Origin of the sequence: Mycobacterium paragordonae (assembly GCF_003614435.1) — a bacterium.
Lineage (GTDB): Bacteria > Actinomycetota > Actinomycetes > Mycobacteriales > Mycobacteriaceae > Mycobacterium > Mycobacterium paragordonae.
In genome coordinates this window covers 278,833-292,279 of sequence record NZ_CP025546.1, presented here as the reverse complement: position 1 = coordinate 292,279, position 13,447 = coordinate 278,833, and the positions used below count along the sequence as shown (strand labels likewise).

13 protein-coding genes are annotated in these 13,447 nt (G+C 66.6%); 4 read left to right on the top strand and 9 right to left on the bottom strand.

The genetic code is table 11. From position 1 onward, the window contains the following. The first annotated feature begins 52 nt into the window (after positions 1-52). Complete coding sequence (locus C0J29_RS01365) at positions 53-883, top strand: alpha/beta fold hydrolase (protein ID WP_065161934.1); 831 nt, start codon at positions 53-55, stop codon at positions 881-883. Between the two features lie 15 nt (positions 884-898). On the opposite strand, the gene C0J29_RS01360 is transcribed toward C0J29_RS01365, so the two are convergent. Beyond that, entirely contained in the window at positions 899-1,849 is a 951-nt protein-coding gene (locus C0J29_RS01360; protein WP_120791305.1) for a dipeptidase, read from the bottom strand. Positions 1,850-1,909: 60 nt separating this feature from the next. Between C0J29_RS01360 and C0J29_RS01355 the strand changes: the two genes are divergently transcribed. Then, positions 1,910-2,674 carry an SDR family NAD(P)-dependent oxidoreductase gene (locus tag C0J29_RS01355; RefSeq protein ID WP_120791304.1) on the top strand — a complete coding sequence of 255 codons (765 nt, stop codon included), beginning with the start codon at positions 1,910-1,912 and terminating at the stop codon, positions 2,672-2,674. Positions 2,675-2,744: 70 nt separating this feature from the next. On the opposite strand, the gene C0J29_RS01350 is transcribed toward C0J29_RS01355, so the two are convergent. The 6 genes from C0J29_RS01350 to C0J29_RS01325 are packed head-to-tail and all read right to left on the bottom strand — an operon-like array spanning position 2,745 to position 8,990. Next, positions 2,745-3,386 (bottom strand): MarR family transcriptional regulator, encoded by a 642-nt coding sequence (locus C0J29_RS01350; RefSeq protein ID WP_120791303.1) that lies wholly within the window; start codon positions 3,384-3,386, stop codon positions 2,745-2,747. Then, complete coding sequence (locus C0J29_RS01345; RefSeq protein WP_120791302.1) at positions 3,383-3,796, bottom strand: Zn-ribbon domain-containing OB-fold protein; 414 nt, start codon at positions 3,794-3,796, stop codon at positions 3,383-3,385. The genes C0J29_RS01350 and C0J29_RS01345 overlap by 4 nt, the downstream gene beginning before the upstream one ends. After that, positions 3,793-4,950 (bottom strand): thiolase family protein, encoded by a 1,158-nt coding sequence (locus C0J29_RS01340; protein ID WP_120791301.1) that lies wholly within the window; start codon positions 4,948-4,950, stop codon positions 3,793-3,795. The genes C0J29_RS01345 and C0J29_RS01340 overlap by 4 nt, the downstream gene beginning before the upstream one ends. A gap of 26 nt (positions 4,951-4,976) precedes the next feature. Continuing rightward, complete coding sequence (locus tag C0J29_RS01335; RefSeq protein WP_120791300.1) at positions 4,977-5,303, bottom strand: hypothetical protein; 327 nt, start codon at positions 5,301-5,303, stop codon at positions 4,977-4,979. Position 5,304: 1 nt separating this feature from the next. Next, positions 5,305-7,638 carry a CaiB/BaiF CoA-transferase family protein gene (locus C0J29_RS01330; RefSeq protein ID WP_120791299.1) on the bottom strand — a complete coding sequence of 778 codons (2,334 nt, stop codon included), beginning with the start codon at positions 7,636-7,638 and terminating at the stop codon, positions 5,305-5,307. 2 nt (positions 7,639-7,640) lie between these two features. Beyond that, positions 7,641-8,990, bottom strand: coding sequence for an amidohydrolase family protein (locus C0J29_RS01325; RefSeq protein WP_120791298.1), 1,350 nt, complete (start codon positions 8,988-8,990; stop codon positions 7,641-7,643). Between the two features lie 223 nt (positions 8,991-9,213). Between C0J29_RS01325 and C0J29_RS01320 the strand changes: the two genes are divergently transcribed. Together C0J29_RS01320 and C0J29_RS01315 are read left to right on the top strand one after the other, a co-directional pair. After that, a complete protein-coding gene (locus C0J29_RS01320) occupies positions 9,214-10,215 on the top strand; it encodes a LacI family DNA-binding transcriptional regulator (protein ID WP_120791297.1) in 1,002 nt (333 codons plus the stop codon). Between the two features lie 95 nt (positions 10,216-10,310). Further along, complete coding sequence (locus tag C0J29_RS01315; RefSeq protein WP_120791296.1) at positions 10,311-11,765, top strand: aldehyde dehydrogenase family protein; 1,455 nt, start codon at positions 10,311-10,313, stop codon at positions 11,763-11,765. A gap of 61 nt (positions 11,766-11,826) precedes the next feature. Here C0J29_RS01315 and C0J29_RS01310 read toward each other — a convergent pair whose 3' ends face one another. Together C0J29_RS01310 and C0J29_RS01305 are read right to left on the bottom strand one after the other, a co-directional pair. Next, on the bottom strand, positions 11,827-12,234 hold the full coding sequence (locus tag C0J29_RS01310; RefSeq protein WP_120791295.1) for a Zn-ribbon domain-containing OB-fold protein: 408 nt from the start codon (positions 12,232-12,234) through the stop codon (positions 11,827-11,829). Between the two features lie 2 nt (positions 12,235-12,236). Then, on the bottom strand, positions 12,237-13,445 hold the full coding sequence (locus C0J29_RS01305; protein WP_120791294.1) for a thiolase family protein: 1,209 nt from the start codon (positions 13,443-13,445) through the stop codon (positions 12,237-12,239). Positions 13,446-13,447 lie beyond the last annotated feature (2 nt).

Sequence of the window (13,447 nt, the reverse complement as noted above, 5' to 3'; positions counted from 1 at the left end):
AACTTACGAACAGACAGACTGTTTGTAAATCTCTCTCTACTAGGAGCCGTTCATGCCGACGATCGACATTAGCGCCGGAACCATCCATTACGAAGAAACCGGACCCGAAAACGGCAGGCCCGTGGTGTTCGTGCACGGGTACATGATGGGCGGCCAATTGTGGCGCCAGGTCAGCGAGCGCCTGGCCGGTCGGGGTTTGCGGTGTATCGCCCCCACCTGGCCGCTCGGCGCCCACCCTGAACCGCTGCGACCCGGCGCCGACCGGAGCATCACCGGTGTCGCCGGCATGGTGGCCGATTTCCTTGCCGCACTTGACCTTGACGACGTGGTGCTGGTCGGCAACGACACCGGCGGAGTGGTGACCCAACTGGTCGCGGTGCACCACCCGGAGCGACTCGGTGCGCTCGTGCTGACCAGTTGTGATGCCTTCGAGCACTTCCCGCCGCCCATTCTCAAGCCGGTCATCCTCGCGGCCAAGTCGAAGAAGGTGTTCCGCGCGGCAACCCAGGCCGTGCGGGCGCCCGTCGCACGCAAGCGGGCCTATGAAGGACTGGCGCACAGTGACATTGACGCGCTGACGCAGGCCTGGGTGCAGCCGGGCCTGTCCGATCCGGCGATCGCCGAGGATCTGCGCCAGTTCTCGCTGTCGATGCGCACCGAGGTGACCACCGGCGTCGCCGCCCGGCTTCCCGAGTTCGACAAGCCGACGCTCATCGCCTGGTCGGGTGACGACGTCTTCTTCGAACTCGAAGACGGCCGCCGGCTCGCCGCGGCAATTCCGAACGCGCGCTTGGAGGTCATCGCGGGCGCGCGCACCTTCTCGATGCTGGACCAACCTGACCGTCTGGCAGATCTACTGTCATCGGTCGCGGTGCGCGCCTAGCGGCGGCCCGAGAGATCAACTCGCCCAGGCATGTTGTGCAACCCGCAGGAAGTTGCCGCCCAGGACGGCGGCAATGTTCGCGGAGCGCCAGCCGCGCGCGTCGAGATGCTCGGACAGTGTCAGTAGCGTCTCCGGCGGCATCCACTGGATCGTCCCCCACCGGGTGTAGTTGTCGTCGAACAGGTGCGGGTTGCGGGCGAGCTCCTCGACGAAATCGTCATAGTCGAAGGAGAAATCGCTGCTGATGCCTACGTGGTCGATGCCGACCAGGTCGACGGCGTATTCCAGGTGTCGAGTCATGGCTTCCAGGGTCGGGGTGTTGGGACCCAGGAAGATCCCGACGCCGGTGATACCGATGACTCCTCCGGTGGCCGCGCAGGCCTGCGCCTGTTCGTCGCTGATATTGCGCGGATGGTCCCAGACCGCTCTCATGCACGAGTGGCTGTAAATCACCGGGCCCGTGGATATCTCACACATATCCAGCCCGGTCCGCGGGCTGCAGTGCGACCCGTCCGGGACGATCCCCACCCGGTTCATCTCGGTGACTATCGAACGCCCCCAGTCGGTGAGGCCGCCGTCGACCGCATCCAGGCATCCGCTGCCGGCGCGGTTGGCGTGGTTGTAGGTGGGCAACAACGTTCGCACCCCGAGCCCGGCGAGCACGGCGAGGTTGTCGAGATCGTCGTCGAGGGGACGCGAGTCTTCCAGGTCGAAGACCACTGCGATGCGGTCTTCGCCCGCGATACTGGTCACATCGTCGACGGTGCCGGCCAGCTCCAAGTCCGGGTGGGCGGCCACCGCACTTCGGAAGTGGCGCAACAGCGCCGTGGTGTCACCGAAGCTGTGTGGCGAGTATCCCGCATTGACCGAGACGAATGCGCCACCGCGACGCCGGTACCGGGTCAACAGGCCGACTTCGGCCTCGGCCTGTAGCGGCAGGCAGGTGTGCTGGTCCCACAGGATCATGGATACCGATACTGCCGCACCCGCGTAGAGCCCGGCTACCGCGCCAGCTAGCGTTTCACCATGTCGGAAGCAGCCCTGCAGGACAGACGCATTCTGGTAACCGGTGCCGCGACGGGCATCGGTGCGGCGGCCGTCGCCGCCCTCAGTGCGGCCGGCGCGCAGGTCGTCGCCACCTACCACCGGACACCGCCGCCCGACGACCTGACCGCGACCTGGCTGCAGTGCGATGTGCGCGATGCCGGCGCCGTCTCGTCCATGGTTGACCGCGCGGCCGAGGTTCTCGGCGGGCTTGACGTTCTGGTGAACGCTGCCGGTCTGTGGCAGGCCGGGATTCCGGGTTACATCGAGTCCGAGGACATTTCATTCCTGTTGGATACCAACGTGAAAGCCACGATCCTGACCAACCAGGCCGCCTACGCGGTGATGAAGGACCAGCAGCCCAAGGGCGGCCGCATCATCAACTTCGGATCGTCGGAAGCCGTGATGGGCAGCCCGGTCTCGGCCGTCTACGCCGCGACCAAAGGCGCGGTGCAGGCCTGGACGCGGTCGGCGGCGCAGGCCTGGGCGCACGACAAGATCACCGTCAACGCGTTGGCGCCCGCGGTGCAGACACCGGGCTCCAACCGGTTCCGGGAGTTTCTCGGGCCCGACGCCGCGCCGTTGATCGACGAGCAACTCAAGACCCGGATTCCGCTCGGCGGCGCACTCGGTGATCCGGCGCGCGACCTCGGACCCGTGCTGGTGTTCCTGGCCGGTCCCGGCTCCGGCTTCATCACCGGACAACTGCTGGCGGTGGACGGCGGCCTGACCATGGTCGGCGGCTGACCTTTCAGCGCGAGCAGACGTGAAATCGCGCAATTTCGTAGCGAATCGCGCGATTTCACGACTGCTCGGCCTATTGGGCGCGCCGCCGGATCTGGCCCTTGGGCCGCCGCACCCGGCCGGCCGGATCTCGCGTTGTGCCCGAAGCGATCTCGTCGCGCAGCTGCTCGATGTTGGAGATCTCCGCATAGAGTCCGCGGATGGCGTAGTCCAGGACCGCGAAGGAGTAACGCTGTTCGGGATCGTCGAGGATGCCGACCTCCCGGGATCGCCGTCGCGACCACAACGCCTCGTCCAACCGTCCCCGAGTCGCCTCTAGGTGTCGCTCCAGGGTGTCGATCACCCGCTCCGGATCCTCACCGCGAGCCAGCCAGGTCCGCAGAATCACCGGATGCTTGATGACGACCTGATCCTCGCCGGGAAAGTGCTGCACCCAGCTGCGCAGCGCCTCGAGTCCGGAGTCGGTGGTCTCGTACAGCGTGATGGCCCGTTTGCCCGACCGCGCGTCGATTTCGCCGACCATCCCACGCTCCAGCAGCCGGCCCAGTTCGCGCCGCACATGGCTGACCGACGGGGACCAGTAGAAGTGGCCGACCGAAAGCTCTGCGCGCGTTTTGATTTCGCCCGCGGTGAGTTGCTCGTCGGTGGCCGCCAGCACGCCGAGCACCAGGTAGGCAGTGACTGGCAGTCCGTTGGTGATGCGCCGCGGGCTCATGGTGACCCGGTGAAGTATGGAAGGGTCAAATCCTCTCCCACTGAATGGAATGCGACCCGCACGCGCAGGCCGATCGCCAAGGCGTCGGCCGCGATGCCGACGACGTTGGTCAGCATCTGGTAACCCTCGTCCAGGGTTACTATCGCGGGTGCGTAGGGAGGCTCGAAGTCTGCGGTCACCGGCCGGTGCACGACGGTCCAGCTGTAAATTTCGCCCGATCCGCCGCTCCGCGTCCACTCCAGCGAAGCCGAAAGGCATTGGCGGCAATGCTCTGTCGGCGGAAAATTGGCGACGCCGCAGTCCGCGCAGTGCTGGTAGCGCAGCTCGTGGGAGCGGCAGCCTTCCCAGAACGGCACGGAGACGGGACTACTGGCGTGCGGCACAGATCCGGATTGCGGGCGCAGTGTCATCGGGGCTCGCTTCCCAGCAGCAGCACCGTGGTGAACAGTGCGCCGGCGCCGCCGTTGCTGCACAGGGCGATTCGTGCGCCAGGTACTTGCAGCGGTCCGGCATCGCCGCGCAACTGTTGCACCGCGCGCACGGCTCGCTGCATCATCTGCGGGTTGGCGCCGGCATGACTGAACGACATGGTCCCTCCATCGGTCGTGATCGGATGGCTGCCGCCGATGGCGATGTGACCGTCGGCGACGAACGGGCCGCCCTCACCGTCGCCGCAGAACCGGAACGCCTCCAATTGTCTGATGATCTCGAATGAGAACGGATCGTAGAGTTCCAGGACGTCCACATCGTCGCGCCGGATTCCCGCGTGCCCGAACGCGCGGTCGGCTGCCCGCCGGCCCACCACGCCGTTGACGTGGTCACCACGACGACCCGCGAGATCCCAGGCCGGCGGGTGCTGATAGGAGGGGCCGTGGAAGTCGGCGCCGCTGCCCAGAATGTAGGCCGGCCGGCCCGTCGTCTCGACGGCGGCGATGTTGGCCACCACCAGCGCACAGCCGCCCTCCGAGGTGGTGGCGCAATCCAGCAGGTGAAACGGGTCGGCAATCAGCCGCGACGCGGTGATGTCCTCGGGCGCGAATGGACCTCGTTGGTAGTAAACGGCTTCGGGATTGTTCGAGCCGTTGTTGCGGATGGTCGCCGCCACCATCGACATTTGTTCGCGCGTGGTGCCGTAGACGTGCATGTGCCGGCGGGCGATGAGCGCGAACTCCGCGGTGGTGAACATGCCCCAGGGCGCCACGAATTCGTTTTCGGGCCGCGTCCATGGTGCGGTGGCTTCGTGGTCGCGGTACTCGCCCGCCTGAGCTGCGACGAGCACCACCACGTCAGCCATGCCGTGCTCGATCGCGGTGGCCGCCTCGGTGATCATGCCGACACCGAAACCCATTCCCTGCCAGGCCGGCCCGACGCGCAGGTCGTAGATCAGCGCAGTAGACAAGGGCCCCGCGCTGATGCCGTCAACGTCCTCCAGACGCAACCCCGCATCGTTGAGTGCGCCCTTGACGGCCTTGACGGCCAGGCCGCGCGATGTCTCGCCGTCCAGTCGCCGTCCCTGCACGGTGTTGTACACCCCGACGATGGCCGCGGTGCGCTGCTGACTCACATATCCTCCACTGCGTCTGGCGGCGTTCAGTTTTCGTCTGCTACGACACCCAGATAGGTGCCGATCACGTCGTAGTGCGTCCCGTCCCGAGCGATCCGTCCGATCATCCGGGAGCGGGTGTCGGTCGGTGCGACGTCCTTCACCACGTCGATTCGCACGTCGACCGGCCGCGTGGTCTGCGGGTCGGTGATCTCGACGACCATGGCCACCGCCTGTTCGCGTTCGTCCCACTCCACAGCGGTGATGCGGTGCCGCGCGGTCAGCTCCATGACCACCGAATCCTGACGCAGCAGGAAGCGGACCGGTTGACACAGCTCGCCCGGCCGCGGCGGCACGCACAGGGTGACGGCCATATCACAGGCCCGCCGGCCGTGCCGCCGTGGTCTTCGACGCGTTGAGTTCGGCGAGATCAGCAGCGCTGTAACCTAGTTCGCTCAGCACTTCCACGGTGTGCCGGCCGTAGAGCGGGGCGCCGCGGCGGATCCAGCGCCGCGGTTTGCCGACGAACGTGAACGGCATCCCGGTGCACAGGAACGAGCCCGCGACCGGATGATCGACGCGTTCCCAGAAGCCCCGGGCCAGCAGGTGCGGATCGGTGAGCAATCCGGCCGGTGCCCGGACCGGCGCGGCGGCCACGCCGGCCGACCGCAGGGCGTGGACCGCCTCGGACACACTGCGGCGCGCTGCCCAGTCGTTGATCAGCTTGTCGATCTCGTCGGCTCGTTCCCGCCAGCTGGTCTCGTCGGGTCCAAGTTCGGGCCGGTCGATGAGCGCGGCCAGTGCCTCGCGGGCGGCGCCGCCGATCGCCGCGAGCGCCACCCAATCGTCCTCGCCCTGGCAGCGGTATACGCCCTGCGGGACGGCGCCGGGGCCGCGATTGCCCTGGCGCCGCAGTTCAATTCCGTTGCGTGAGTGTTCGACCAGCATTTCGGCGGCTACGTTCAGCGCTGCCTCCACCATCGTGGATTCCACCTGCACGCCGGTCCTGTCACGGTCACGGACCACCAGTGCCGCGACTGCAGCGAAGGCGGCGTGCAGGCCCGCGATCGGGTCGCACACACCGCGCGGAATCACCGGTGGCCCTTCGGCGTGACCGGTAATCCACGCCATCCCCGTCGCCTGCTCCATCGTCTGGGCGAAGCCCACTCGGTCGCGCCACGGCCCGTCCAGTCCGAATGCCGGCATCCGCACCATCACGGCGCGGGGATTCGCGGCGCTGACGGCATCCCATTGCAGGTCGAAGTTCTCCATTACCCGCGGCGAGAAGTTCTCGATGACGAGATCGCTGGCAGCAATCAGTTTCAGGGCGACCCCGCGCCCGGCTTCGGTGCCGAGTTCGATGCTGACGCCGCGCTTGTTGTTGTTGCTGCACAGGAAAACCGGCCCCCATTCCCACCACTGGTCCCAAGTGGGCGGCCGGCCCGCGGAGAACCGCATGCCGTCGGGCCGTCGCACGCCCTCGACCTTGACGACGTCGGCGCCGAGGGCGCCGAGAAACTGGGTGGCGACCGGTCCGGCCCAGAAGGCGGTGAAGTCGGCGATCCGGATGTCGGACAACGGAAGTGCCTGCGGGTCGGCCCGGAATTCGCCGTTCGCGGGGCGGGGAGGCCAGTCGATGCCGCCGCTGTGTTCGCCGAGTTCCGGTGCCCGGCCGGGGGCTGTGGTGGTGATGGCGTCACCGCGGTAGGGCACTCGGGGTTGCAGCACGCCGAGTTCGGATTCCACGAACACACCCCGTTGTACGAAGTGATCGACGTCGGCCAACGCCGCAGGAGTGCCGATCGGTGCCACCGGGATGCGGAATCCCACGGCGAGGTCGACGATCTCTTGGGTGGTGCGGCTCTCGGTCCACTGCGTGACCATGCTCAGGAACTCGTCGCGACGCGCGATGCGCCCTTCGATGGAGGCCAGGTCGGCGTCATCGAGGAGGTCGGCGCGCTCGATGAGAACGAGGAAGTCCTGGAACTGTTGTGCGGTGATGGTGCAGAAGCCGACCAGCCCGTCGGCGGTGGGGACGATCGACGGGAGTTCCAGGCTGCGCGAGGTCATTTGGGAGTCGGTGCCCATGACGCTGGCCGACATCGCGGGCAGGCCGCCCATCGCGATGGCCATCGCCTCATATGTCGAGACGTCGATGATCTCGCCGAGTCCGGTGCGTGCGGCGTGGCGTGCGGTGGCCGCGGCGACCGCCGCCGCGAAGGTGCCGGCCAGCCACTCGCCCAGCCGCCCGCCGGCCTGGACGGGTTCGTCGCCCGGCCAGCCGCGGCTGGCGATCGAGCCGGACAGCGCTTGCAGGATGAATTCGTTGGCCAGGACCTGATCGTCGACGTAGGGCCCGGTCGTTCCGAACGGCGTCACGGTGACCAGCACCGACGACGAAACTGTCTGCGCAGCAAGGTCATCCAGTGTCCATCCGTCGGTGAGGTCGGTGATTACCACGTCCGCGGCGGCCAGCAGCGCCGTCCGGTCGTCGCCCAGCACCGATTTCTTGCCGGCGGCCAGGTACTCGAACAGCGCACCGGGCGGTCCGCCTCCGGCCGACCACGCCCTTAGCGAATCTCCCTGCTCGCCTTCGATTTTGACGACGTCAGCTCCGGCGTCGGCGAACATCTTTCCCGCATAGGCGGCCGCGATTCCATTGGACAACTCGAGCACACGCCACCCGGCGAACGGCGGTTGATGCGGCACGCTCAGTTACCCAGGGTGGTGGCACGCCCGGCGATCCCGGGCGCTTCGACGGTCACCGGCGTCGCGCCCTGGGCCTGCAGGGCGAAGGTGGTCATCCGCGTCCAGGCATCGCGGTCGCGCTGGCTGGCCTGATGGCCGACGTGGGTCACCACGTCCACGTCGGTAGCCTGCCCGCGCAACTGCCCCGCGCGGGCGTGCTCGCGGGGAATGTGTTTAAACGGGTCGAATGAGTAAGCGGCCATGGCGTTTTCGTGAGTGATCTGGTTGATGACCGCGTCATCGAGGTGGCCCATCGTGTCGATGACGTCTTCCGGGGCGAACGGCCAGTTGCTGTCCGAGTGCGGGAAATCGGACTCCCAGCACACCATGTCCGCATTGAACCAGTCCAGGTTGCGGACGCCGACCTTGTCGCTGATGAAGCAGGTGTAGAAATGGCGCTTGAACACATCGGCCGGGCCGGCGTAACCCGGTGGGAACTTCGCCAGCGTCCAGCCCGAATGGCGTTGGTAGACATGCTCGGCGCGCCACAGAAAGTACGGCATCCAACCGATGTCACCTTCGGTGAGGGAGAATTTCAGCTCCGGAAAGTCGGCCCAGAACTCGGCCCAGATCAGTTCGGTGAAGGTGAACATACTCATCATCGACGAGGCCGTCATCATCACGCTGGCGGGCGCATCCATCGACACCATCGGCGAGCGGGACGCGGAGCCGACGTGGGTGCACAGCACCGTCCGGTTCTCGCAGGCGGCTTCGAACAGCGGGTACCAGTATTTGGTGTGAATGCTGGGCATCTGCAACGCTTCCGGATTTTCCGAGAACGTCACCGCGTGACATCCTTTGTCCGCCAGGCGTTTCACTTCCCTGGCCGCTTCGGCGACGTCGTAGAGCGGAAGGATGCCGCACGGGATGAACCGGCCCGGGTACGCGGCGCACCACTCGTCGACGTGCCAGTCGTTGTAGGCCTTGATCATCACCAGGTTGACGTCGGGGTCGGGGCCCTGATTGAGCACCTGACCGGAGAACCCGGTGAAATTCGGGAAGTTCAGGCCGGCCAACTGCCCACCGGCGTTCATGTCGCGCACTCGCTCGTCGACGTTGAAGCACCCCGGCCGCATCTCGTCGTACCGGGATGCATCCACGTTGTACATCTCGCGGGGCTTGCCGGCGACGGCGTTCAGACCCATGTTGCGGCCCCGAATGTCGCCGTAGTACCACTGCTGAACGCCATCGGGTTCGATCACCACCCGTGGTGCGAGGTGCTTGTACCTGGCGGGGACGTGGGCGTCGAACATGTCAGCCGGTTCGGCGATGTGGTCGTCAACGCTGATCAGGATCAGGTCATCTTTATTCATCCTGCGCTCCCCGATTAGTGACTAGTAGATCATCATGTCAGGCCCGCGGCGGCATGTCACTAAGTCTGATATTCGAGGCTAGGATGTGCGGCAGCGCAGTTGAGACACCGGCGCAGAATTGGTTGGCCGCTATAGACCCGCTGCGGATTTGACGGACTATTAGCCCGTCAACAGAACGCCAGACGCAGCGGCGCCGAAGTTGACACGCGTGCCACCATGAGGCATGCCGGTCCCGGAAGGCGTCGAGTTGAGCACGGGCAGGGGTGCGCGACCCACCACCGCCGATGTCGCTCGCCTGGCGGAGGTGTCGACCGCGACCGTCAGCTACGTGCTGAACAACGCCGAGGGCCGCCGGATCTCGCCGCAGACCCGCGACGCGGTCAACCGCGCGGCGAAACTGCTGGGATACCGCCCGAATCTGGCCGCCCGCAACCTCGCCCGGGGCAAGGGTGGCGTCGTGCTCTATGTCGTACCCCACGTCGCGGTGGGCGACATGCCGATGCAGGCCGGCAGCCGAATGACCACCGAACTGGCGCGCCTCGGCCTGCTGCAGGTGCAGATCTTCGAAACCGAGGACGACCATCACGTCGTCGACGCCATCGAGAATCTCGATCCGGTCGCGGTGGCCAGCCTGTTCCCCCTCAGCGAGGCCGCCGCCCGCGCGGTGAAGGAAGCCGGAATACCGCACATCGACATCGGTAGCCTGCCCGCCCTGGGCGACCCCCATCTGGCGGTGGGCGAAATGCGGGTGGCACACCTTGTTTCGCGGGGTCACCGGCAGATCGCCTACGCATACGGCGGAACCGCGAAGTGGCGCGCGCTGGGTGACTACTGGCTCGACGGCGTCGCCCGCGCTGCGCAATCACGCGGCCTGCCACCCGTGCGCGTCGCCACCATCACCGTCGACAATGCCGCCGACGTGGTCGCGGGTTGGGTGCGCGAGGGTGTGACGGCGGTGTGCGCACAGAGCGACGACATCGCCTGCCTGGTCCTTTACGGAATCCATCGGGCGGGACTGCAGTGCCCCGGTGATCTCGCGGTGATCGGTGTCGACGCCAGCCCGATGGGCGAGGTGAGCACGCCGCCGTTGACCTCGGTGCAGTTCGATCCGCGCGCGGTTGCCGATGCCGCGATCGCCGCCATCTACGAGCGGTTGGGTTACCCGGCGCCGCCGTCGCCGGACATCACCGACATCGCGCGCGTCGTGGTGCGCGCCTCGACCTAGCCCCGGATAGCCGATCGACTACTCAGGGTCTGGACATCTCTTGGTTAAGCGCATAACCTCGCCATGACGAGTCAGATACTCAAGGAGGAGTACCGATGACGGTCCAGGCCGTTTTGGACGAAATCCGGGAGCGCCCCGGCACCGGCGACGTGATCACGGTTGTCGATCCCGCCACCGAAGAGCAGGTCACCGAGTTCAAGGACTGCGGCCCCGAGGCCGTCGACGACGCCGTCGCTCGCGCCAAGGCCTCCTTCGATGCGGGCGTCTGGCGGGACAAGCCGCCCAGCGAGCGGGCCAAGATCCTGTGGCGCGTCGGCGAGCTGATCGACCAGAACGCCGAACTGCTGGCCGAGCTCGAATCGCTCAACGCCGGCATGACCCCGCTGCAGGCTCAGGGCACCGTGACCGTCGGGTCGGAGTTCTTCCGGTACTACGCCGGCTGGTGCACCAAGATCGAGGGCATCGCGGCCGACGTGCACACCGGCGGCCTCACCGGCATCGACTCCCACCAGCACGCCTACACCCTCAAAGAGCCCTACGGCGTGGTCGGCCTGATCTTCCCGTGGAACGGGCCGGTCTTCAATTTCTGCTGCAAGCTCGCTCCGGCCCTGGCGGCGGGGTGTAGCAGTGTGGTCAAACCCGCTGAGGAGACGCCACTCTCGGCGCTGGTGCTGGACAACATCCTGCACGAGGCCGGCGTGCCCGAGGGCGTGGCGAACCTGGTCCTGGGCAACGGCCACACGGCCGGCGCCGCCATCACCGCGCATCCCGACGTCGAGAAGGTCGCCTTCACCGGCTCCACCGAGGTCGGCCGGGCCATCGTGCACGCGGCCGGCGAAAGCAATCTGAAGAAGGTCACATTGGAACTGGGCGGGAAATCGCCGGTGGTGGTCTTCGACGACGCCGACCTGTCCAAAGCCGTCCCGATGGCCGCGTTCGGCACCTTCATCCACTCCGGCCAGGCATGTGTGTGCGGATCCCGAATCTTCGTGCAGCGCGGCGTATTCGACCAGTTCGTGGACGGCCTGGCGAAGGTGGCGGACGGGCTGCCGCAGGGTGGCCCGAAGGACGAAGGCAGCTTGATCGGCCCGCTGATCAGCCAGAAGCAACTCACCCGCGTGCTGGGTTACCTCGACCAGGGCCGATCCGACGGGGTGGAGGTCGTCACCGGCGGCAATCGCGTCGACCGCAAGGGATATTTCGTCCGGCCCACGGTGCTGACCAACGTCGCCACCACCAGCCGCCTGTTCCAGGAGGAGATCTTCGGACCGGTGGTCGCGGTCATCCCGTTCGACGACGAGGACGAGGCGGTGGCTCTGGCCAACGACAGCACCTACGGCCTGGCTGCCACCGCGTGGACCCGCGACCTGGGTCGCGCACATCGAATCGCCAAGCGGCTCAAGGCCGGAACGGTGGGGCTGAACTGCCAGATGCAGTTCGACCACTCGATGCCGTTCGGCGGCTACAAGCAATCCGGCTGGGGCTACGAGTCCGGCAAGGCCGGCCTGGACACCTATCTGCAGACCAAGATCGTCTGGGCGCAGATGTAGTCAGTGCGCCGAGCTTCACGCTCGCGCTCGGCTGTGAAGCTGGTTTCACGCTGGCAAGAGATCAGGCGGGCTCGTACCGCAGCATCGTGACGTCGTGCTCGGGGTAGTCGAAGAACACCGGCCGCACCCGCATGCCGACCCGCAGGGCCTCCGGCTCGACATTCACCATCTCGGTGGAAAACCTTGGGCCCTCGTCCCATTCGACAATGGCCAGCAGCTGCGGGACGGCGTCGGCGAAGTGCGGACTGACCGGCCGGCGAGCGACGGTGTAGGAATACAGCGTTCCCATTCCGGAGATCTCGCGCCATTCCAGGTCATCGGCCAGGGTGCGCGGCGCCCGAACCCGCGGATAGAACACATAGCTCTGCGTCGACGGCGAGTACTGAATCTCGATGCGGTGCTGGGCAAGTGCATCCCAGAAAGGTGCCGTGGTCGGCGTCTTGACGGGCATCGGACGGTCGAAGTTCATCGTCAGTCCCCCTCCAGAACGAGCGCGGTCTGTTCGGACAGGATCCCGCCGTTGCCGGACACGAAGGCGCGGTTGCAGTCGGAGACCTGGGCGGCGCCGGCGCGGCCCATGATCTGGCGGGTGGCATCGCAGACGTGGTGCATGCCGCCCGCCAGGCCGGCCTGCCCGAATCCCAATTGGCCGCCGGCGGTGTTGAGAGGAAAGTCGCCACGGAACGTCAGATCATGCTCGGTGATGAACTTCAAACCGGTTCCCTTGTCGCAGAAGCCCGCATCTTCGAGCGAGAGCATGACGGTGATGGTGTAGCAGTCGTAGATCGACACCATGTCCATCTGTTCGCGACTCAGGTCGGTCATCGCGAAAGCGGTGTCGGCAGCGGCGGCCATCGGTGTGTTCAACAGGTCTTCGGCATAGGTCGGGGTTTTGAACGGCACGTTCTCGCCGAATCCCTTGATCCACACCGGCCGGTGCTTGGCACGCCGGGCCAGGTCGGCATTGGCGACCAGCACCGCCGCGCCGCCGACGCACGGCATCACGATTTCCAGCATGTGCAATGGATCGGCGATCACCGGGCTCGCAAGCACATCATCGACGGTGAGCGGCTTGTCTTTCCAGATCGCGCCGTCGGTGTGATTGGCGTTGACCCGTTGGTCTACAACGATCTTGGCCATCGCGCGCTCGTCGTATCCGTAGACGGCGGCGTAGCGCTGAGCGACCTGACCGTAGGGTCCATTCTGACCGAGATTGCCGTAGGGGATCTCGAATTCCGCTTGCGGAGAGCCGTATTGGTTGCTCGACGACCCGAAGAACATCGCGTCCACCATCGGCCTGGGCTTCTTCTTGGACGACGGGGTGATGTAGCGCGCGGGCAGCGCGCACAACACGGCATCGCAGATTCCGAGCTCGATCGCCGCGGCGGCGCGCCACACCATCGCGGCGGCGCTTGCGCCTCCGAGGTCCACCAGCTCCGCGAATCGGGCTGGCATACCCAGGTATTCGGCGATCGTCGAGGGAACGAAGATCTGCGACTCCGCCAGATGCGAGGCCGCGATGCCGTTCACGACCTCACCCGGGAGGCCGGCGTCGTCGAGTGCGGCGGCGGCCAGTTCGGCCCACTGCTCCAGAACGAACGGGGCCGGCGATGCCTTGTTGAGCCGCTCGGGCGGCAACTCGACATAGCCGACGATCGCGGCTTCTCCGCGTAATCCCATGT

Excerpts from the sequence above, each read along its gene's own strand:
- C0J29_RS01365 (WP_065161934.1), top strand. The coding sequence starts at position 53 with ATGCCGACGATCGACATTAGCGCCGGAACCATCCATTACGAAGAAACC.
- C0J29_RS01305 (WP_120791294.1), bottom strand. The coding sequence starts at position 13,445 with ATGGGATTACGCGGAGAAGCCGCGATCGTCGGCTATGTCGAGTTGCCG.
- C0J29_RS01335 (WP_120791300.1), bottom strand. The coding sequence starts at position 5,303 with ATGGCCGTCACCCTGTGCGTGCCGCCGCGGCCGGGCGAGCTGTGTCAA.
- C0J29_RS01360 (WP_120791305.1), bottom strand. The coding sequence starts at position 1,849 with ATGATCCTGTGGGACCAGCACACCTGCCTGCCGCTACAGGCCGAGGCC.
- C0J29_RS01315 (WP_120791296.1), top strand. The coding sequence starts at position 10,311 with ATGACGGTCCAGGCCGTTTTGGACGAAATCCGGGAGCGCCCCGGCACC.
- C0J29_RS01345 (WP_120791302.1), bottom strand. The coding sequence starts at position 3,796 with ATGACACTGCGCCCGCAATCCGGATCTGTGCCGCACGCCAGTAGTCCC.
- C0J29_RS01325 (WP_120791298.1), bottom strand. The coding sequence starts at position 8,990 with ATGAATAAAGATGACCTGATCCTGATCAGCGTTGACGACCACATCGCC.
- C0J29_RS01320 (WP_120791297.1), top strand. The coding sequence starts at position 9,214 with ATGCCGGTCCCGGAAGGCGTCGAGTTGAGCACGGGCAGGGGTGCGCGA.
- C0J29_RS01355 (WP_120791304.1), top strand. The coding sequence starts at position 1,910 with ATGTCGGAAGCAGCCCTGCAGGACAGACGCATTCTGGTAACCGGTGCC.
- C0J29_RS01310 (WP_120791295.1), bottom strand. The coding sequence starts at position 12,234 with ATGAACTTCGACCGTCCGATGCCCGTCAAGACGCCGACCACGGCACCT.
- C0J29_RS01350 (WP_120791303.1), bottom strand. The coding sequence starts at position 3,386 with ATGAGCCCGCGGCGCATCACCAACGGACTGCCAGTCACTGCCTACCTG.